This is a genomic window from Cedecea sp. FDAARGOS_727 (assembly GCF_012273235.1).
Classification (GTDB): Bacteria; Pseudomonadota; Gammaproteobacteria; order Enterobacterales; family Enterobacteriaceae; genus Cedecea; species Cedecea davisae.
This window is the reverse complement of the sequence record NZ_CP050966.1, coordinates 3,693,890-3,713,930: the sequence shown is the minus strand read 5'-3', so window position 1 is coordinate 3,713,930 and position 20,041 is coordinate 3,693,890. Positions and strand designations below refer to the sequence as shown.

Here is a 20,041-nt window from a genome sequence, read left to right as displayed (position 1 = left end):
ACCCGATTAAGCCACAGCAGAATCAAGCAGTTCCATCTCTTCGCTGTTCAGCAGCTTCTCGATATTCACCAGAATCAGCATACGCTCGCCCAGAGCACCCAGGCCCGTGAGGTATTCTGTTGACAGCGTCACCGCAAACTCCGGCGCAGGGCGAATCTGGTCGGCGGTCAGAGACAATACGTCTGACACGCCGTCAACCACGATACCCACAACGCGTTTCTCAAGGTTGAGAACGATAACCACGGTATTGTCGTTATATTCCACGCCGTCTTGTTCGAACTTCAGGCGCAGGTCAATAATCGGCACGATAACGCCGCGCAGGTTGGTCACACCCTTGATAAAGGCCGGAGTGTTCGCGATACGCGTTACCTGATCGTAACCGCGAATTTCCTGCACTTTCAGGATATCAATACCGTACTCTTCGTCGCCGAGGGTGAACACCAGAAATTCCTGTCCCACGTTTTCCCCGGTCAGTTTTGTCACATTTGTTAGTGCAGTCATTTGCGTACCTATTTTCTTAAGCAGTTAATCAGGCGACGGTTAGCGCCAGACGTTGTTCACGGTTCAGACCCTGCAGCGCAGAGACATCGACGATCAGCGCCACGCTGCCGTCACCCAAAATGGTGGCAGCAGAAATGCCCGGCACTTTGCGGTAATTGCTTTCAAGATTTTTAACCACAACCTGATGCTGACCAATCAGCTGATCGACCAGCAGCGCATAGCGACGACCGGCGCTTTGCAAAATAACCACAATGCCCTGAGTCGCCTCGGTTTTGGCTCCCTGAACGTCGAAGACTTTCCACAACTCTACCAGCGGCAGGTATTCACCGCGCACTTCCAGCACGCGTTCGCCGCCCGCCAGCGGATGCAGGTCTTCTTCCTGCGGTTGCAGAGATTCCATTACCGCGTTCAGCGGCAGAATAAAGACTTCGTTGCTGACTTTGACCGACATCCCGTCGAGGATAGCGAGCGTCAACGGCAGCAGAATGCGAATGGTGGTGCCTGCCCCAGCCTTAGACTGGATTTCAACATGGCCGCCCATTTCCTGGATATTACGTTTCACTACGTCCATGCCTACGCCGCGGCCGGAAACGTCGGTGACCTGCTCGGCGGTGGAGAAGCCAGGCGCGAAAATAAGCATGCCGACTTCATCATCGCTCATGCTCTCGCTCACCGGCATCCCCTGAGACAGGGCTTTGGCCAGAATACGCTCGCGGTTCAGCCCTGCTCCGTCATCGGTCACTTCGATGCAGATATTGCCGCCCTGATGCTCCGCTGAGAGGATCAGGTTGCCGACCTCAGATTTCCCGGCAGCAAGACGTTTTTCCGGCGACTCGATGCCGTGGTCCAGGCTGTTACGCACCAGGTGCGTTAACGGATCGATAATGCGTTCGATCAGGCTTTTATCCAGTTCGGTGGAGCTGCCCATCAGCGTCAGCTCTACCTGCTTATTCAGTTTACCGGCAAGGTCCCGCACCAGGCGCGGGAAGCGGCTGAACACGTATTCCATCGGCATCATGCGGATGGACATTACGGACTCTTGCAGGTCGCGGGCATTGCGCTGTAGCTGCCCCATGCTGGTAATCAGGTCGCCATGATTCACCGGGTCCAGCTCGTTGGAGCGCTGGGCCAGCATCGACTGGGTAATGACCAGTTCGCCGACCAGGTTAATCAACTGGTCAACTTTTTCTACCGCTACGCGGATGCTGGTTGATTCAGAGGCGCGGGCCGCAGGCTTATCACGTTCTACGCGGCCGGTTGCCGGAGTCAGCGGCTCGGGTAATCCGGCTTTTTGCACGGCAACGGCTGTTTGAGCCGGAGCTTCGGGAGCCACCACGGCGGTTGTTTCGGCCACGGCCGGAGCGCTGGCAGCGGCGGTTACCGGAACAAAGCTAATCTGCTCTGGTTCAATCACAAAGCAGAGCACAGCGGTGATGTCGTCTTCGCTAACGCTGGTTTCAAGCGTGGCGGTTACGGATGCGGCATCTTTCACTACGTCGCTCACGGTGCCAAGATTGCCCAACTCTTCGAGCATCAGGTCGAGTTCGGCCTCTTTCAGCCCGTCGATAACTACGCGCAGTCTGCCGCCATTATCCGTCGAAACCGGAGCGGCCTGCTCGGTTTCAACCACTGACAGTTTCGCCGGTGCCGTTGGGGCTTCACCTTTGGCCTCAAGAGCCAGCTGGCGCAGCGCCTTACAGATGTAGTCGAAGCTTGCTGCGTCCGGCTCTTCAGAGTTTTTATAAGCGTCCAACTGTTCCTGCATAATATCCTTGGTTTCCAAAAACAGGTTGATGATATCGGTGTTAAGCTGCATCTCACCGCGCCGCGCCTCGTCCAGCAGGTTTTCCATCAGGTGAGTGGTTTCCTGCAACACGGAGAAGCCAAAAGTCCCTGCCCCGCCCTTAATGGAGTGGGCCGCGCGGAAAATGGCGTTTAGCTGTTCGGAGTCCGGCGCTTCGGGCACCAGATCCAGAAGATGCTGCTCCATGTCGGCCAATAGCTCGTCGGCTTCGTCAAAAAATGTCTGGTAAAAATCACTGATATCCATGCTCACGCTATCACCTCGTAGCCGGTTGTGGCGCAATTGTATTATTCACCGGAGCCGCCACAGGAACCTGTTGCAGAACGCTAACCGGCTGGTTATCGCTCTCCGAGTTCTCGTGCATGATGGCGTCTTCGGTCTGTTTATTAAGCACCAGCAGACTGATGCGACGGTTAATGGCGTCACCGCCCCCACGTTTGGAGAGGCTCATCTGCGAGGACATACCGATCACACGCAGAACTTTTCCATCGTCCAGCCCACCGGCAACCAGCTCGCGGCGGGAGGCGTTAGCGCGGTCGGCGGAAAGCTCCCAGTTGCTGTACCCGCGCTCGCCGTTGGCGTAAGGCAGGTCATCTGTATGGCCGGACAGGCTGATTTTGTTAGGAATACCGTTCAGCACCGGAGCAATTTTGCGCAGAATATCGCGCATATACGGCTCAACTTCCGCGCTCCCGTTTTTAAACATCGGGCGGTTCTGGCTGTCGATAATCTGGATGCGCAGACCTTCCTGCACCAGATCTATCTGCAAATGCGGGCGCAGCGCACGCAGTTTCGGATCGGACTCAATTAGCTGATCCAGGTCGCCTTTAATCCGCTTCAGGCGGTTGGCTTCCATACGCTTGCGCAATTCTTCGATATTGGGTTGTTTTTTAACTTCGCCCTGCTGCTGGGTGACATCATCACCGCCGCCAGGGATCGGGCTGTCGCTGTCGGCGATACGCTGGCCGCCGGTAATCGCCTGCGCCAGCGGAGTACGGAAATAGTCGGCAATTTGCGCCAGCTCTTTCGGGCTGGAGATAGAAATCAGCCACATCACCAGGAAGAAGGCCATCATCGCGGTCATAAAGTCCGCATAGGCAATTTTCCATGAGCCATGGGCCGCCCCACCGTGGCCCTTGTGCTTGCGGCGTTTTACAACAACGATGGGGTGAGCCTGGTTTTTCATACTTCTTCTTCCGTCGCGCGCTGTCCGTTCGGAGAGCGTACGGCCCGGACGTGCTCTTCAAGCTCAATGAACGACGGACGCTCGCTTGAGTAGAGCGTTTTACGGCCAAATTCGACGGCGATAGGCGGTGCGTACCCGTTGAGACTGGACAATAATGTAACTTTTACACACTGCATCATCTTAGTGGTTTCAGCGCTTTTTTGGCGCAGCACGCTCGCCAGCGGGGAAATAAAACCGTAGGCCAGTAAAATACCCAGGAAGGTCCCTACCATTGCGTGCGCAATTAACGCGCCCAGCTCCGCAGCGGGTCTGTCGGCAGAAGCCAAAGCGTGTACTACGCCCATTACTGCGGCAACGATACCGAATGCCGGTAATGAATCCCCCATTAGCGCAAGGCTATTGGCAGGTATTTCCGACTCGCTTTCATGAGTCTCGATTTCTTCATCCATCAACGCTTCAATTTCGAAGGTATTCATATTTCCGCTGATGATAAGACGCAGATAATCAACAATGAAATCAAGCATCATAGTGTCCGCTAAAATACGCGGGTAGCTGGCAAAGATTTCACTTTCTTTGGGATTTTCGATGTCTCTTTCAAGTGAAAACATACCCTGCTGACGAGACTTAGCCATCAGCCGATAAAGCAATGCCATCAAATCCATATACATGCTTTTGGTATATTTTGAACGTCTGAAGAGCAGCGGAAGCGCTTTTAAGGTGCCCTTAATCGCTTTACCGTTATTCCCTACAATGAACGCCCCAATACCCGCCCCACCAATGATGATAAACTCAGCTGGTTGATAAAGTGCGCCAAGGTGGCCGCCGGTTAACATATAACCGCCGAACACTGTCCCTATAACAACCAGGTAACCTATTAAAATCAGCACGAGATCATCCTTACGCCGTTGAGTGTAGCGAGGATGCCCAGGAAGGCAGAAGCAGCGTTATGTGCGGGCATAAAAAAAGCAGCGGCAATCACTCACCGCTGCTGGAATGCTCAAACACAGAATCTGTTAAACAGCCTGTTCCACCTGGTCATCCAGCAGTTGTGGAATAATATCGGCAGTGTTCTGGGAAAGTTTACGTCTTTTTACCGCTCGTGATGGCGGTTGGCACAGACTGCAGGCAAAGCTGCCCACCGGCTGATGCGCGTGAGTGATAAAATTGCCATTACAGCAGTTGCACTGGCTGAGCTGGAGCATGCCGCTCTCAACAAAACGCACCAGCGTCCAGGCGCGGGTTAGCGCCAGCAGAGGACCTTCCGGCTGGGAAGGACATTGTTCAAGATACAGGCGATAGGCTTTGATAACCGCATCAACGCCGGTACATAGCCCACTTCGAAGTAAAAACTGCCAGGCATTACAGAACATGGAAGCATGAATATTTTGCTCCCAGGTCATAAACCAATCGGTAGAGAAAGGCAGCATCCCTTTTGGAGGAGGACTTCCACGGAGTTCTTTGTAGAGTTTGATCAGGCGACCCCGGCTCAACTGCGTTTCGCTTTCCAGCATTTGCAGTCGTGCACCGAGTGTTATCAGCTCCATTGCAAGCTGAATGTCGCGAGCTTCCTGGACAATACTTTTCTCGCTCATTTGTTATGCCCTTTTTTTCTTAGGTGCCTCGGCAGGCGTCGACACCTCATTCAGTAAACGGGTAGATAACAAAATACCGGTATGAATTTGCTGTAAATCATCCACACGGGAGTCTTGCGTTAAGCGAGTAATCGTTTGGTGATCGTTAAAACGAAACTGACACACTAATTGGTTAGTTTCCGCCAATTTAACCATCTGTGGCAGCGTTAATTCGCCCAGAGTATTTGCCATATCTTCAGCGATTCCTAATCGAAACATTGCTGAAGCTTTGTCCTGACTAATAAGACGCTGTGCAAGCAATAAGTACGACAAATTAATGTCGTAAATATGTTTTAGCAACTCGGAAGTATGCATTTTTTCCATCCCGAATAACCAACTATTATTGTATGCGGCCTAGCCTAAATATTTCGGATGACAGTACAGTGTCAAACACAGAAAATTCTCCAGAAACTTACGGCTGCAAGAAACCGGAGCGAACCTGTCGCACTCATACCTGTTTTCTGAACTATTAGGGGGTTGTTACCGCACCCCGCGATGTCGCCGGGTTGCCCCGGTAGAATTAAAACAATCGTTACGGCCAAAATGCACGGATAAATCTTACGCTCTGACTAAACTCCCCGCACTCTGCGGTAGAAGCCCTTTCCCTGACAAAGCCCGAACGTATGTTGTCGTTCATCATTTTATTACAAAAAACTAAGATTTTTCCTAATTCGGGCAAACTCTACTCGTAGCCCCTGGCACATACAATGCAGCTACCTGCGATTTTGGAATTTATGTGACGCAGATCACATAAATACATCACCCAAAGAGGTGAGAAGCATCAGAATCGCTTTTCATTTGCATAATTATTAGCCAGATCAAGAATTTTCCTCACGGCCAGGAGTGAATAGTTATACCAAAAACTCACAACTGCATGAGTTACCGTAGCTTTTTATACGATACCGTTGCTTAGGAATGCATAAGCGATCACATTTTGCGAATGCAGTCAGGAGTAATCTGCTTATATTCATGGACTTAACCTAAATTATAACTGAAGTTTATCCGAGTGCAGGGATTTCAAAAGGGGCAGTTATCGAAACTTATCGCCCGATCCAGGTTCGCAAATTAATCCGCGAGACTGATGGTAAATTTTCACAGATCGACTACTCGGTAATGTTGCAAATTCGTTTCATAAGAATAACTGAACAATTTCTATGATTAGCTTCACAATTCGTATGGTGATTGCCGTTGCGCCTGAGCAACATCTGGTGTAAGAAAATGTTAACAATTCACGCTAAATGTGGGGTGAGATTATGAGCTATAGCCACGTACTGGTTGCTGTTGCCGTCACGCCTGAAAGCCACCTGCTGGTGCAGAAGGCCGTCTCCATCGTTAAACCCCTCAGCGGGCGAATTACTCTGGTCACCCTCGCCTCAGATCCGGAACTGTATAACCAGCTTGCCGCTCCGATGATGGAAAACCTGCGAGAGTTGATGCTGGAGGAGACGCGCCTTTTTCTCGATGAGATAAGAGAAAAAGCGCAATATCCTATTGAAAATATAATTATTTCCAGTGGGGAACTAAGCGAACATATCCTCAACATCTGCGTAAGGCAGGATGTTGATTTGGTCATTTGCGGCAATCATAACCAGAGTTTTTTCTCTAAAATCATGTGCTCGGCCAAAGCCGTAGTCGCCGCCAGCGCGGTAGACGTTCTGCTGGTCCCGCTTTAACTCCGGCCACAACAGGAAGCGGAGAAGCTTCCGCTTCCCGGCAATGTTGTTCTCTATATTCCAGGTTATTCCATAGAGACTAATTCCGTCAGTTTATGAAAGAGCAACTTTTCACCCTGATTCCATCTTTATTTTCTTCCGCCCGCACGGCTTTAAAATAACCGATATATTTTTGCCCATAAAATCATCCACTCCGGTCACCAACAGAGACCCCAACGACACTCGCCCGGTCATAAGGATTTACGATAGTCGGTCGGAACCTATTCATTAGCCGGGCCAGCGGATGTTGGTCCCCTGAAAGCACACCGAACAGGAAATGACCAGATCAAGCTTTTGCTATTTATTGGCCGAACGCAATTTTTTAAAATATCGACAGCGGGGGATTCTGTGCAAAAAATGACGTGCAACCCGATCTATTTAAGTGTGGCTAAAGTTACTCATGCAATAAAACCGCATTAACACAATAAATTTAAAATTCTCATCCACACATCTCCTCGGCTTTCAAAAAAAAATAAATAAAACAATGATATATAGAATATATTATACATCAATAACAATGAGTTACATTAGCACCTTATGCCTGCGCAGGAATGAATTCATTTGCTTTAAAATAAAAAACAAATAATTCTTTTTAAGACTTTTCCCGCTATTAATTGCAGAGTATGTTTACTTAATTGCCCGTAACATGTTCCATGAATAAGGATGTTAATATGCCTGCTGCCAGCCTGATCCAGAGACTTAATGCCCAAATAAACCGGGAATTTTACTCCTCACACCTCTGCCTGCACCTGAGCGCCTGGTGCACTCAACACAGCCTGACCGGCAGCGCCAATTTTTTGCGTAGCCAGGCTCAAAACAACGTGACCCACATGATGCGGGTTTTCAACTTTATGAAGCAGTCGGGCGGAATGCCGAGCGTAGGGACTATGCCGCCGCCAAAGTGCGAATGCCTGAACCTGGAAGAGTTGTTCCAGCAAACGCTGGATGATTACTACCTTCGGCATGACACGCTGTCCGGGCTGAAAGAAGAAGCCCGGGCCGCCAATGCCGGAAAGGTGGAGAGTTTTTTGGTGTCGCTAAGCAAAGAGCAGGATCGGGATGGGAAGATATTGTTGGCCATTCTTGAACAGGTGAAGGAGGCCAAAAGCGCCGGATTGTGCATGAATCAGGCGGACCGAAAGCTGCTCGAACTAATAGACCGCTGCCACTGAAGCTTAGCCTTTGTTGTTGGCCCCGGCTTAGCCCGGGGTGTTGATTTCCTCCCCCCACGCCAGAATGTTAATAAATAGTTACCAAGCAGATGTTTTTATTATCATTTAACAAATAAGATCTATTCCACAAAATATAACCTTACATTTTGTAATGCTTCTGTTAATCATCACTTTCAGAGGCACTTATGATAACCATCGAATTTATTGTCATTATTTTATGTTTGCTGGCCGGTACCCGTTTTGGCGGGATGGGGCTGGGCCTGATTAGCGGTATCGGCCTGTTTATTCTGACCTTTATTTTCGGGCTGGAACCGGGCAAACCCCCGGTAGACGTGATGCTTACGATCCTTGCGGTCATCGGCTGTGCCGCCACGCTACAAACCGCAGGCGGGCTGAACGTCATGATGCAGTTTGCCGAACGGCTGCTACGGCGGCATCCGCAGCACATCACGCTGCTGGCCCCTTTTACCACGTGGATGCTGACCTTTTTATGCGGCACGGGGCATGTGGTTTATACCATGTTCCCGATTATTGCCGATATTGCGCTGAAAAAAGGCATCCGTCCGGAGCGGCCAATGGCGGTCGCTTCCGTTGCCTCTCAGATGGCTATTACCGCCTCACCGGTCTCGGTAGCGGTCGTTTCTCTGGTTTCTATACTGGCGGCAGGACACGGCGTTATTCCACACGCCTGGGGAATTCTTGAGATCCTGTCCATCTCCGTACCTGCCTCGCTGTTTGGCGTACTGATTGCCGCGCTCTGGAGCCTTCGTCGCGGCAAAGCACTGGAAGACGACGAGGAATTTCAGGCAAAAATTCGGGATCCTAAGCAGCGCGAATTCATCTTCGGCAGTACCGACACATTAATGAACCAGACCTTCCCGAAGCAGGCATGGTGGTCAACGTGGATCTTCTTTCTCGCGATTCTCGCCGTCGTGTTTCTCGGTGCCTTTCCAGAGCTGCGCCCTTCGTTTGCGGTAAAAGGCGTGATGAAGGCGCTGTCGATGAATCTCGTGATCCAGATGATGATGTTGATTGCCGGGGCGGTGATGCTCGTCACCTGCAAGGTGAACTTCAGCGCAATATCTAACGGCGCGGTATTCAAGGCGGGGATGGTTGCCATCTTCTCGGTGTTCGGCGTGGCGTGGATGAGCGATACTTTTTTCCAGGCCCATCTGGGCGAACTCAAGCAGGCGCTGGAAGGCGTCGTGCAGAGCCATCCGTGGACTTACGCTATCGTGCTGTTTCTGGTTTCGAAGCTGGTAAACAGCCAGGCCGCAGCCTTAACAGCGGTGGCGCCGATGGGACTAATGCTCGGCGTCGAGCCTAAAATGCTGATTGCTTTTTTCCCCGCCTCCTACGGCTACTTTATCTTGCCGACCTACCCAAGCGACCTGGCCTGCATCGGATTTGACCGCTCCGGCACTACGCGAATTGGGAAATTTATTCTTAACCACAGCTTTATTCTGCCGGGGCTTATCGGCGTGATTAGTTCGTGCGTTGCCAGCTATCTGCTGGTGCAGACATTTTTATAAGCAGGAAATACGCCCTCCCGGAAGGGAGGGTGCAGTGTTTAATGAGCGTCTTTTTGCTGGGTAAACTTCAGTTCGATCAGGGCAATCGCTTTTTGAATCGCACGGCGAGTTACCGGATCTACCGCCGCCGGGTGGGTGGTAAAGTCGATAGTTTTCAGCTGCTCCGCCATTTTTTCGCGCACTTCAACCGGAGCAATCACGTCAATCACATCAAGAATTTGTTTAATTACCAGCTGGCAAGCCACGACATCAGAAACCAGTTCCTGGTCAGCGGAAAGTTGTTCGGCCATTTTAATCTCCTGTTTTAATTGCGCGACAGTCTACCCGCGCCCCTCCTGACGAGGCAACAGAACATTGCTGGAAAGCGCCTCGGAAAACCCGCATCAAAGTAAGAAAAAAATAAAACTGTATGATATTTAACTAAGCCATTGACTTACACCCTCAGTTTGATAACCTGACCTGGCCATACGCCAATGGCGGATAATATGCTCTTTATAGAAAGCCCCATCTTTACCCATGATGTCGCGACTTTACTCACGGACCAGGAGTTTGCCCAGTTTCAGGCGTACCTGGCCTTCAACCCCAACAGCGGAGACGTAATCCCTGATAGCGGTGGGTTGCGTAAAATTCGCTGGCCATCCAAAGGCAAAGGAAAACGCGGCGGTGTGCGGGTTATCTATTTTCATAAGTCAGCCTTTTATGTCATCAGATTGCTGCTGATTTATCAAAAAGGGATAAAAACCGACCTGAGCGAGGCCGAGAAGCAGCTGTTGCGCAAACTAAATGAGAGGTGGTAAATGGATAAGCAGCTTTTTGAACGTCTGACCGCCAGCATGGCGGAAATGAACGAAATAATAGAGGGAACGCGTGAAGCGGGCCGCACCACGCTGGTTACCGCCATACAGGTGAAGACTATTCGCCAGGCAACCGGGCTTTCACAGGCAAAATTTGCCGCGCTTATCGCCGTTAGTGTCGATACGTTAAAAAACTGGGAGCAGGGCCGCCGTGAACCTACCGGCCCTGCCCGCGCGCTGCTGCGGGCAATTCAGAACGATCCGCTTCATGTCATCCCGGCACTTGCCCCACCGGACGCCGGGGCCTGAATACCCCGGCAGTCTCTATTTTTCAAACTGCCAGCAGGCAACACGATGCCCGGGGGCTATCTCTTTCATCTGCGGTGCCTGCTCCCGGCATTGCTCCATAGCCCGTGGGCAGCGGCCCGCAAATTTACATCCTGATTGCGAAGCAAACTCCCCGGTATTTTCGCCTTTTAAGCTCCCCTGCTCCAGCATCTGAACATGAGGGTCGGCAACCGGAATAGAGGCCAGCAGCGCCCGGGTATAAGGGTGGGCAGGCTGATGATAAAGCCGCTCCGCCGGCGCCTCTTCCACCAGCGAACCGAGATACATTACGCCGATGCGGTCAGAGATATGGCGCACCATCGACAAATCATGGGCAATAAAGAGATAAGTCAGCCCGAATGCCTGCTGCAAATCCTGAAGCAAATTGACCACCTGAGCCTGCACCGAGACATCCAGCGCCGACAGCGGTTCATCGCACAACACAAACTCGGGGTTAACCGACAGCGCCCTGGCAATGCTTATCCGCTGGCGCTGGCCGCCGCTGAACTCGTGAGGAAAGCGGTCAAGATGTTCCTCGTTCAGCCCAACTTGTTTTAGTAATTCAAGCGTGCGCGATGCTCGCAGCTGCGCGTCATAACCGTGGATCCGCATAGGCTCGGCAATCAGCTGCGCGACCGTCATGCCCGGGTTCAGCGACGACCACGGATCCTGGAAAATTGACTGCATGCGGCGACGCAGCGGCTTAAGCTGCCGCTCACTTAGCTCCGCGATATTTTGCCCCGCGAACTCGATTTCGCCTGAAGTGACGTCGAACAGCCGTAATATGCTGCGCCCGAGCGTGGACTTACCGCAGCCGGACTCGCCCACCAGGCCGTATGTTTCTCCCGGAAGAATATCAATACTGACATTATCCACCGCTTTTAAGGCTGTGTTTTTGCCGAACCATCCCCGGCTGGAAGTAAAATGTTTACTCAATCCGCGAACGCGGATCAGCGGTTTAGTTTCAGACATGGGCGGCCTCCTGCTCCCACAGCCAGCAGCTGGCTTCGTGCCCCGGAGCCACGGCGTATTTATCTACAGGCTCAGCACACTTTGCCATACGCTGCGGGCAGCGCGCGGCAAACGGACAGCCGGCCGGCGGATTAAGCAGCCCCGGCGGGCTGCCCTCGATCGGCGAAAGGCGATCCCCTTCTCCGTCAGGGCGCGGGAGCGATGCCAGAAGCCCACGGGTATAAGGATGCGCCGGGCGATAAAAGATATCTTCAACGCTGCCCTGCTCCATCACCAGCCCGCCATACATCACCACCACGCGCGAACAAACCTGCGCTACCACGCCCAAATCGTGAGTAATCAGCAAAATGGCGGTATCGGTCTGCTGCTGGAGCTGCTTCAGCAGCCGCAGAATTTGCGCCTGGATGGTAACGTCCAGAGCCGTTGTTGGCTCATCGGCAATTAGCAACGACGGATGGCAGGAGAGCGCGATAGCTATCATCACCCTCTGGCGCATGCCGCCGCTAAACTCGTGCGGGTACTGCTCATAGCGTTTTTCCGGCTGACCAATCCCGACCTGCCCGAGCATGGCGATGGCTTTTTCTTTAGCCGCTTTTCTGCTTAGCCGCTGGTGGCGAATCAGGATCTCGCTCATATGTTTGCCGATGGTCAACACCGGATTCAGAGCGGTCATCGGATCCTGAAAAATCATGGCTATTTCATTTCCGCGCAGCTGCCGCATTTGCCCGGCGGTTTTGCGGGCCAGGTCCTCTCCCTGAAAGCGAATATGCCCGCCAACTATCTTGCCGTTTGCTCCCAGCAAGTTGATGACCGATTTACAGGTCACGCTTTTACCGCAGCCGGACTCGCCGACAATCCCGACGACTTCCCCGCGCCGCAGATTAAAACTGACGCCGCGCACCGCGTGAACTTCGCCTTCTCGGGTGAAAAATGAGGTTTTGAGGTTGTCTATTTCCAGCAGGTTACTCATTTCGGTTCGCCCCCGGTTCAAAAGCGGTACGGAACACATCCCCGAGGACATTAAAACTAAGCACCGTCAGCAGGATCAAAATGCCGGGGAACATCGCCAGCCAGGATGCTTCCCCGATATAAGATTGGGCGTTATTCAGCATACTGCCCCAGGAAGCATGCGGCTGCTGAACGCCAAGGCCAAGAAAGCTCAACGTTGACTCCATCAAAATGGCTGAAGCGATATTCAGCGTCGCCGCCACGATAATCGTCGGTAAAATATTCGGAATAATATGGCGCGCAATAATCAGCAAAGGATGCTCTCCCGAAGCCCGGGCATAGATGACGTATTCACGCTCTTTAACCGACAGCGTTTCGGCCCGGATCATGCGCGACATGTTCATCCACGTTAGCGCGCTGATAATCAAAATGATATTGGCGATGCCGGGCTTCAGGTAGGCGTTAAGCACCAGCAGCAGGAAAAACGCCGGAATTGACATCAGAATATCCACCAGCCTCATCAGCAGGTTATCAATTCTGCCGCCAAAATAGCCGCTCACCGTCCCCACTAGCGTGCCGATAAGCGTTGAGAACACCATCGCCAGAAAACCCACCATCAGCGATATCTGCCCGCCGTACAGCGCCCGGGTAAAATAGTCGCGCCCGTACTCGTCGGTGCCAAACCAGTGGCTGGCCTGGGGCGGAAGCATACGGGCCTGGAGCGACATCTGATTTGGATCCCAAGGGCTGAAAAATGCGGATAACGCGGCTAGCGTAAAAATAACCAATACCGCCAGAGAAAACTGCGCCGGACTGTTTCGCTTCATCCCATGTTTAAACTGTTGCCATCTTCTGCTCATCAGCTACCTCAGCGCCTTAATGCGCGGGTCAGCCCCGCGATACAAAAGGTCCGCCAGCAGATTACCGGTGACCAGCATAATGGAGGAAAGCAGGATAATCGCCATGATCAGCGGGTAGTCCAGCGAGGTGATGGACTGAATGCCGAGCAGCCCCATGCCGGGCCACGAAAAGACGCTTTCGGTCACGTAAGCGCCGACCACCAGTTCACCGAAGGAAAGCCCAAACAGCGTAATCAGCGGCAGCAAAACGTTTTTCAGCACATGGCGGAAGAGAATCGAGCGACGGGTTGCCCCGTAGGCCAGCTGAGTTTGCACATAATCCGCCGACAGCTGGCTAATGGTGTTGGAGCGGATGTAGCGCACATAGCTGGAGAGGTTGTAAAAGGTCAGCGCGATGCAGGGCAAAATACCGTGGCGCACAACGTCAAGCCAGGAGTCCTCCATGCCGATGGTGCGCATTCCCATGCTCGGCAGCCAGTTAAGCTGCACCGAAAATACCGTAATCAGCAAAATGCCAAACCAGAAAATCGGCACAGAAATGCCAACATAGGCAAAAAGATTCAGCACGTTATCCAGCCAGCGATGCTTATACGCCCCGGCTAGCAGACCAAGCGGTATGGCAAGTACGATAGCCAGCAGCAGCGAAGCCCCCATTAGCCCAAGCGTAGCGGGAATGCGTTCGGCAATCATCGTGAGCACCGGGCGATGGTAAATCAGCGAGTAGCCAAGGTCACCGTGCAGCAGGTTTTTCAGCCAGAGTAAATACTGCACCGGCAAGGGCTTATCCAGCCCCATGCTTTGGCGAATACGCTCAATGTCTTCCGGGCTCATGCGCGGCGTAATATACGCCTGTAAGGGATCGCCCGGCGCGAGCTTCACCAGCAGGAAAGAGACCAGCGAGATAAATAGCAACATTGGCAGCAGTTGCAGCAGCCGCCGGAGGAACAGGTTATTCATATTTTCTACTCCCCTCGCCCCGCCCTCTCCCAAAGAGAAGACCGGATGAGGGTCAATGCTGGTTATTGTTGATAAATCTTCGACAGATCCTGGAACATATAGACCGGCTTAGGTTCGGCTTCTTTGGTGCCGCCAAAACGTTTATCCACCGCGACAACCGCATTGGTATACGCTATGGGATACCATGCCATATCGTTCGCTACCGTTTGCTGAATTTGCTTATAGATAGCGCCGCGTTTGGCCCCGTCCGTTTCAGTTGCGCCCTGCTCCCACAATGCGTCAAATGTCGGATTTTTGTAGTGCGCGTAGTTATAGGCTTCGTTGCTCATATATAAAGACTTATAGCCGTCCGGCTCCGCGCCCATAATGTAGCCTCCCAGGCTCAGCTCATAGGCGGTATTGTTCATATCCTGGCTGCGCTGGGACATGGCATTAGCGTCCAGCGCCAACAACTCCACGTTAATACCAATAGCCTTAAGCTGCTGCTGGATATACAGCCCCATGCTTTCCTGAGTCTTGTTGCTATTGATATACGCCAGGCGCAGCTTCAACCCTTCCTGCTGCCCGGACGCTTTAAACAGCGCTTTGGCTTTTTCGAGGTCAAACTTATACGGCTCGACGTCGTTGGTCTGGTAGAGCGTGTCCGGCGTTAAAATCGAGGTGGCTGGGGTGGCATAATCCAGCGAGGTGAACGCCGTCTGCACAAGATCGTCCTTGTTCAGCGCGTAGGCAATGGCCTGGCGTAACGCTTTGCTCTTCATACTTGCGACGTTCTGGTTAAACGTCATATAAGCCAGACGACCTTCCGGATAAATCACAAAGTCGAATTTACCGGTCGACTTCAGCCGGGAAACGTCCTGCGGATCCACCATTTTGAGGTTGATCTCGCCGTTTTGCAGCGCAAGGTTCGCCGAGTTTGAGTCTTTGGCGAAGCGATAAGTCACCGACTCCAGCTTCGGTTTCCCGTTCCAGTAATCGTCAAAACGCGTCAGAGCATAGAATTGACCGGCACGATATTCTTTAAATTTGAACGGCCCGGATCCGACGGGCGCATCGTTTTTGCTGCTCTTTTCCAGGTCGCCGTTCTCGGAGGCAAAAATATGCTGCGGGATAGGGAATACCTGCACCAGCGTACCGGCAAAGGCGGCGCTCACCTGCGGCAGGGTAAATTTAACCGTCAGGTCATCTATCTTGCTCACGCCCAGCGGCTTATTGCCGTAAACAAACATGCTGCGGAAGAAGCTGTGCTGCTTCTCATCAAGCAATTTATTGAAGGTAAAGACGACGTCGTCAGCGGTAATCGGCTGGCCGTCCTGCCATTTCAGGCCTGGTTTTAGCTTCAGCGTCCAGGCGAGGTTGTCTGCGGCGGGCGTCAGGCTTTCGGCCAGCCCCCATTCGATTTTGTCGCCGTTGTAGCTATAAAGAGGCGAATAAAGCGCCTGCATAATAGTCAACGTCGTGCGGTCGCTGGCGTACAGCGGGTTCAGCGCCAGCGGGTCGCCCGAGGTGATGCCGATAATCAGGCTACCGCCCTGTTTGGCTTCTTTCGCCGGGGCAGATGCTGCCGCTGTGTCATTCTTAGGGTTATCGCAGCCGCTTAACGCCAGGGCGGCTATCAGCGCCGACAAAATCAAAGGTTTACGCATTGCTTCAGGAACTCCTTATTAAGTTGCAGCCCGCATAGTGAGGTACAGGTAACTACTTGTAAATGCACCTAAAAAGCATAACCTTAGTCGAATTTTGACTAACCGCACGCCGCCTGTGCTGCCCGCAAGCAGAGAATATTATTTAACCAGTCTGCGTCACAAAATAGTTGCTACACAGTCACCCTTTAGGTATTCAGCCCTGGCTAAAAGACGTAAAAAAGGCAGCCATATGGCTGCCTTAGTAGAGTCAAACGAGCGGGTTATCTTTGCGTGGCGCTTTCCCCCGAACGGAACATCGCAACTACGTCGTGAAGATGATGTGCCTGCTTCTCAAGCTCGCCCGATGAGAGTACGGATTTCTGCACCAGATTGACGTTTTGCTGGGTCACACTGTCCATTTCCCTTACCGCCACGCCGACCTGCCCAATCCCCTGGCTTTGCTCAAGCGAAGCGCTGGCTATCTCGCCCATAATATCGTTAACCTGCTTAACGGCTTTCAGGATCTCATCCATCGCTTCACCGGCCTTTTTAACCTGCTGCGAGCCGGTATGAATGTTGCTGACGGATTCGTTAAGCAGGGTTTCAATCTCTTTCGCCGCCCCGGCGCTGCGGCTTGCCAGATTGCGGACTTCGCTGGCGACCACGGCGAAGCCTTTGCCCTGCTCGCCTGCTCTTGCGGCCTCAACTGCCGCATTCAGCGCCAGAATATTGGTCTGGAAAGCGATGCTGTTGATCACGGTAGTAATATCGACAATTTTGTTGGCGCTGCTGGCGATAACGTCCATGGTCTTCACCACCTGTTTTACCGAAGCGCCGCCGTTCACCGCCGTGTTAGTGGCATTCTGAGCCAGGTGGCTGGCGTGGTTTGCGTTATCGGCATTGAGCTTTACCGTGCTGTTAAGCTGCTCCATGCTGGCGCTGGTCTGCTCCAGTGCGGCAGCCTGCTGCTCCGAACGGGAAGAGAGATCGGTATTGACCCCTGAGACTTCCGTGGCGTTGGCGCGTATTGCGTCCGCGCTATCCCGAATGCTGTTGACGGCTTTTTCCCAGTTGGCCTGCATTTTCTGAATCGGCGTAACCATCAGGCCAATGCAGTTGCGGCCAAGATCGGGCAAAGCAACGGTAAGCTCGCCGCGCGCCAGGACGTGCATATGGTTACGAATGGTATTTACCGGCTTCACCAGGCAAAACCACAGATAGCGTTCGGTGAAAATAGTAATAGCAATGCTTACCACCACCGAAAGCATCAGCATAAACTGCGCGTCGGTAATCCAGCTTTTTTGCTCCGCAGTCAGCGCCGCGGTCTGCTCAAGACTGTACAGCAGCCATAGCGTTATACCGGCCACGCTAATCCATGCGACGGTCGAGAGGATTTGTATCAATACCACCATAGCGCGGATCTTGATATTGCGAATAACGTTCATCTGTGTGTTTCCCCGGTCAAAAATTAAAAGGCATATCCTGTGCTGTTTTAAACGCCGCCCGTCCTGATTTATCCGCTTGTATAGCTTCATAAGTGAAATTAAATCGCGCCGTAGCGCTATTGTCGGCACGTTTCAGCAAAACTTGACGTCTATTTGATCAAAAAATAACCGAGCGTTTTGTGGGGAATTTCCGTTATGTAAAACGCATTTATATTGCAATTTGAATTAGGGATTATTTAAAGCTCGAATTTTGCTAAATTCAGCTCCCGCCTGCCGGAATGGGCTTTTCCTTTCTCACCGCGTGCTACCATGACGAGGGTTAAGCATGAGGAATAAATAAAGATGAAGCTCATTTATCTGGCCGCGGCCGCCCTGTTACTCGGCGGTTGCACCGTGAATAAAACGCCCGTTCCGCTCAATGCCAACGAGCCTTCCGGCGTGGTTCGCCTGGCCTACAATCTGCCGCCGTTACAGAATGCGAAAGTAGACAAATTCCTCGCGCAATCTACCGCATCCCGCCAGTGCCAGCAGTGGGGCTATGCCAGCGCCTTGCCTTACGGCAGCGATATTAAAACCTGCACCACGTTTAGCGGCAGCTTGTGTCTGAATACCCAAGTTGTGCTGGAGTACCAGTGTCGGGGAGTTAGCGGGCCGCAATTTGCAGGCGTCACCAGCAACTGGTAAATAGCGGCAAATTCATCTACTTTTGACACATTCTCAGCAAAAGAGTCATTTCGCCAATGTAACCCAAGCCTGACGATAAATATCTCACGCTGCCGCTCCCGGAACGGCAGCCTGCACCTATTTGTTTATCAGGAATTGATGATGACTCTTTTACTGCTACGCACCCTGCGCCAGCACCGCTGGTTTGCGCTGCTCGGGCTTGCCCTGCTGTTCTCTTCCGTTGGCAACGGACTGACCTATGTGCTGGTCTTTAGCCAACTGCTCCAAAGCCAGGCAACGCCCGCCTGGCTCTCCCTCGCTTACGTTATCGCGCTTGCTCCTGGCCTGCCGGCCAGCTTTATCGGCGTCCGGCTACTGCGCCGATGGCCGCCGTTTAAGATATTGATCGTTGCGGAAATGGCGGGGCTTTGCGGCCTTGCGCTGCCACTTTGGGCGCTAATCGACCATCACCCGGTGTGGCTGCTGTTAAGCCAGGCCGCAGCGGCTTTCAGCACCGGGCTTACGGTGCCGGTACTCAGCCAGCTATTCAAAAAGGGATTACCGGAAAAGCTGATGCCTGCCGCCGCGGGTGTTGAAACCCTGGTGTTCGCCGCAAATGTCATTTTCGGCGTGGGTATAGGTACTTTGCTCTACGGGAAAGTGAGCCTCTGGCTACTGCTGATGCTGGATGCGCTAAGCTTCTTGCTTGCGGTGATGCTGCTTTGGCGGGCTGCTGCCTGCTTTATGCCCAACGAGAATGACCCGCACTCATCTTCCTTAGCCAGTTTCCGCTGGCGCACGCTTAAGCCGCAGCAAAGACGCAGCCTGCTTCTGCTGCCGTGTCTGGCGATGATTGGCGCCCCTGCAATGGCGCTGCTGCCCTCTTTAGCTCCCTCTTTACCCGGGGATAACACCGACAACGGGCTGATTTTACTCTTTGCCCGCAGCACGGGTCAGCTGCTGGCGCCGCTGGTGCTGAGCGAAAAACAGGTTCGTCATCGTGCCGGTAAAACCTCCCCACTGCTGCTGGCCCTGCTCTTTTTCACTCTTTGCTATTTCGGCGTTGCGCAGTCCGGTAGCTTGTGGATTGCCGTGCCGCTTATCATCCTCGCCCACCTGTTCAGCAACTGGTTTTATTTGGTGGCAACGCTCAACGTTATGGACAGCTTTGCTCCGGCCCATGTTGGCGCGGCGATGGCCTCAAGCTGGCGGCTTCAGCTTGGCATCACTCTACTACTACCGACGCTTACCGGCGCGCTGGCTAACCACTTCCCGCCGCAGTGGGTACTGCTGGGAAGCGGCATCTTCGGGATTATTATTGCCCTGTTTATGCTCGGTAGCTTGCCAAAGTTAAGGAATTGTAATTTGATAACGCGGCGGAATATTTCCGCACTTAATTTTAATAATGATGATGACAGTAAGACAGGTGGATAATGGCATTTTATAAAGCAACACTGGCAGCAGCGCTGGCTCTGACACTGGCTGGCTGCGTGGCACCGGCTAAAACAACCGCACCGGTAGCACCAGCACCTGCCGCCGCCCCGGCTAAACAGTGCCAGGTCGGTGACGCAATGACGCAAACCACGCTCTACTTCGGTATTAGCCGCCCTTCAGGTGCAATCATCACCGCCAAAGAATGGCGCAGCTTTGTTGATAAGGACGTGACCCCACGCTTCCGCGACGGGCTGACAGAGTATGATGCGAAGGGCCAGTGGCTTAATGCGAAAGGCGAAGTGACCCACGAGCCAAGTAAAGCGCTGATGTTAATTCGCGGCAGCGATGTGGAAAGCAGCAAGAAAGTAGACGAACTGCGTAATATCTATAAAACCCGCTTTGCGCAGGAATCCGTAATGCGCGTTGACCAGCCGGTCTGCGCCGCATTCTGATAACGAGATAACGTTAAACAAACGGC

21 protein-coding genes are annotated in these 20,041 nt (G+C 52.7%); 8 read left to right on the top strand and 13 right to left on the bottom strand.

Features of this window, described 5'->3' with window-relative positions; translation table 11 throughout:
* Window positions 1-6 precede the first annotated feature (6 nt).
* The 6 genes from cheW to flhD form a co-directional block, all read right to left on the bottom strand.
* Entirely contained in the window at window positions 7-501 is a 495-nt protein-coding gene (gene cheW / locus FOC35_RS17490; protein ID WP_016536985.1) for a chemotaxis protein CheW, read from the bottom strand.
* Window positions 502-529: 28 nt separating this feature from the next.
* The gene (gene cheA / locus FOC35_RS17485) at window positions 530-2,551 is read right to left on the bottom strand and encodes a chemotaxis protein CheA (RefSeq protein WP_172569631.1); all 2,022 of its coding nucleotides are present in this window, start codon (window positions 2,549-2,551) and stop codon (window positions 530-532) included.
* A gap of 10 nt (window positions 2,552-2,561) precedes the next feature.
* Window positions 2,562-3,491 carry a flagellar motor protein MotB gene (gene motB / locus FOC35_RS17480; RefSeq protein WP_172569630.1) on the bottom strand — a complete coding sequence of 310 codons (930 nt, stop codon included), beginning with the start codon at window positions 3,489-3,491 and terminating at the stop codon, window positions 2,562-2,564.
* Window positions 3,488-4,378, bottom strand: a complete 891-nt coding sequence (motA, locus tag FOC35_RS17475) for a flagellar motor stator protein MotA (RefSeq protein WP_016536988.1) — start codon at window positions 4,376-4,378, stop codon at window positions 3,488-3,490. The genes motB and motA overlap by 4 nt, the downstream gene beginning before the upstream one ends.
* 126 nt (window positions 4,379-4,504) lie before the next feature.
* Window positions 4,505-5,083, bottom strand: coding sequence for a flagellar transcriptional regulator FlhC (gene flhC / locus FOC35_RS17470; RefSeq protein ID WP_016536989.1), 579 nt, complete (start codon window positions 5,081-5,083; stop codon window positions 4,505-4,507).
* Window positions 5,084-5,086: 3 nt separating this feature from the next.
* A complete protein-coding gene (gene flhD, locus FOC35_RS17465) occupies window positions 5,087-5,437 on the bottom strand; it encodes a flagellar transcriptional regulator FlhD (protein WP_209420411.1) in 351 nt (116 codons plus the stop codon).
* Window positions 5,438-6,375: 938 nt separating this feature from the next.
* Here flhD and uspC point away from each other — a divergent pair.
* The 3 genes from uspC to FOC35_RS17450 all read left to right on the top strand — a co-directional run bounded on the left by uspC (window position 6,376) and on the right by FOC35_RS17450 (window position 9,538).
* Window positions 6,376-6,795, top strand: coding sequence for a universal stress protein UspC (gene uspC / locus FOC35_RS17460; RefSeq protein WP_172569629.1), 420 nt, complete (start codon window positions 6,376-6,378; stop codon window positions 6,793-6,795).
* Between the two features lie 710 nt (window positions 6,796-7,505).
* Window positions 7,506-8,006, top strand: a complete 501-nt coding sequence (locus FOC35_RS17455; RefSeq protein WP_172569628.1) for a non-heme ferritin-like protein — start codon at window positions 7,506-7,508, stop codon at window positions 8,004-8,006.
* 185 nt (window positions 8,007-8,191) lie between these two features.
* Window positions 8,192-9,538 (top strand): anaerobic C4-dicarboxylate transporter, encoded by a 1,347-nt coding sequence (locus FOC35_RS17450; RefSeq protein ID WP_172569627.1) that lies wholly within the window; start codon window positions 8,192-8,194, stop codon window positions 9,536-9,538.
* Between the two features lie 38 nt (window positions 9,539-9,576).
* Here FOC35_RS17450 and FOC35_RS17445 read toward each other — a convergent pair whose 3' ends face one another.
* On the bottom strand, window positions 9,577-9,828 hold the full coding sequence (locus tag FOC35_RS17445; protein WP_016536996.1) for a DUF2766 family protein: 252 nt from the start codon (window positions 9,826-9,828) through the stop codon (window positions 9,577-9,579).
* 195 nt (window positions 9,829-10,023) lie between these two features.
* Here FOC35_RS17445 and FOC35_RS17440 point away from each other — a divergent pair, with 195 nt between their 5' ends.
* The gene (locus FOC35_RS17440; RefSeq protein WP_172569626.1) at window positions 10,024-10,335 is read left to right on the top strand and encodes a type II toxin-antitoxin system RelE/ParE family toxin; all 312 of its coding nucleotides are present in this window, start codon (window positions 10,024-10,026) and stop codon (window positions 10,333-10,335) included.
* The gene (nadS, locus tag FOC35_RS17435) at window positions 10,336-10,641 is read left to right on the top strand and encodes a NadS family protein (protein WP_016536998.1); all 306 of its coding nucleotides are present in this window, start codon (window positions 10,336-10,338) and stop codon (window positions 10,639-10,641) included. It begins immediately after the preceding gene.
* Between the two features lie 15 nt (window positions 10,642-10,656).
* On the opposite strand, the gene FOC35_RS17430 is transcribed toward nadS, so the two are convergent.
* The 6 genes from FOC35_RS17430 to FOC35_RS17405 form a co-directional block, all read right to left on the bottom strand.
* Window positions 10,657-11,631, bottom strand: coding sequence for an ABC transporter ATP-binding protein (locus FOC35_RS17430; protein WP_172569625.1), 975 nt, complete (start codon window positions 11,629-11,631; stop codon window positions 10,657-10,659).
* Entirely contained in the window at window positions 11,624-12,601 is a 978-nt protein-coding gene (locus FOC35_RS17425; RefSeq protein ID WP_172569624.1) for an ABC transporter ATP-binding protein, read from the bottom strand. Before FOC35_RS17425 ends, FOC35_RS17430 begins: the two co-directional genes overlap by 8 nt.
* Window positions 12,594-13,439 carry an ABC transporter permease gene (locus FOC35_RS17420; RefSeq protein ID WP_172569623.1) on the bottom strand — a complete coding sequence of 282 codons (846 nt, stop codon included), beginning with the start codon at window positions 13,437-13,439 and terminating at the stop codon, window positions 12,594-12,596. Before FOC35_RS17420 ends, FOC35_RS17425 begins: the two co-directional genes overlap by 8 nt.
* Before the next feature lie 3 nt (window positions 13,440-13,442).
* The gene (locus tag FOC35_RS17415) at window positions 13,443-14,396 is read right to left on the bottom strand and encodes an ABC transporter permease (RefSeq protein ID WP_172569622.1); all 954 of its coding nucleotides are present in this window, start codon (window positions 14,394-14,396) and stop codon (window positions 13,443-13,445) included.
* A 62-nt stretch (window positions 14,397-14,458) separates the two neighbouring features.
* Entirely contained in the window at window positions 14,459-16,042 is a 1,584-nt protein-coding gene (locus FOC35_RS17410) for an ABC transporter substrate-binding protein (protein WP_172569621.1), read from the bottom strand.
* Window positions 16,043-16,302: 260 nt separating this feature from the next.
* Complete coding sequence (locus FOC35_RS17405; protein ID WP_172569620.1) at window positions 16,303-17,466, bottom strand: methyl-accepting chemotaxis protein; 1,164 nt, start codon at window positions 17,464-17,466, stop codon at window positions 16,303-16,305.
* 342 nt (window positions 17,467-17,808) lie between these two features.
* Between FOC35_RS17405 and yecR the strand changes: the two genes are divergently transcribed.
* The 3 genes from yecR (at window position 17,809) to FOC35_RS17390 (ending at window position 20,015) form a co-directional block, all read left to right on the top strand.
* Window positions 17,809-18,150, top strand: coding sequence for a YecR family lipoprotein (gene yecR, locus FOC35_RS17400; protein WP_016537005.1), 342 nt, complete (start codon window positions 17,809-17,811; stop codon window positions 18,148-18,150).
* Window positions 18,151-18,288: 138 nt separating this feature from the next.
* On the top strand, window positions 18,289-19,563 hold the full coding sequence (locus FOC35_RS17395; protein ID WP_172569619.1) for a hypothetical protein: 1,275 nt from the start codon (window positions 18,289-18,291) through the stop codon (window positions 19,561-19,563).
* Window positions 19,563-20,015: a DUF3574 domain-containing protein gene (locus FOC35_RS17390; RefSeq protein WP_016537007.1), complete on the top strand. Its 453-nt coding sequence runs from the start codon at window positions 19,563-19,565 to the stop codon at window positions 20,013-20,015. The genes FOC35_RS17395 and FOC35_RS17390 overlap by 1 nt, the downstream gene beginning before the upstream one ends.
* Window positions 20,016-20,041: the final 26 nt, after the last annotated feature.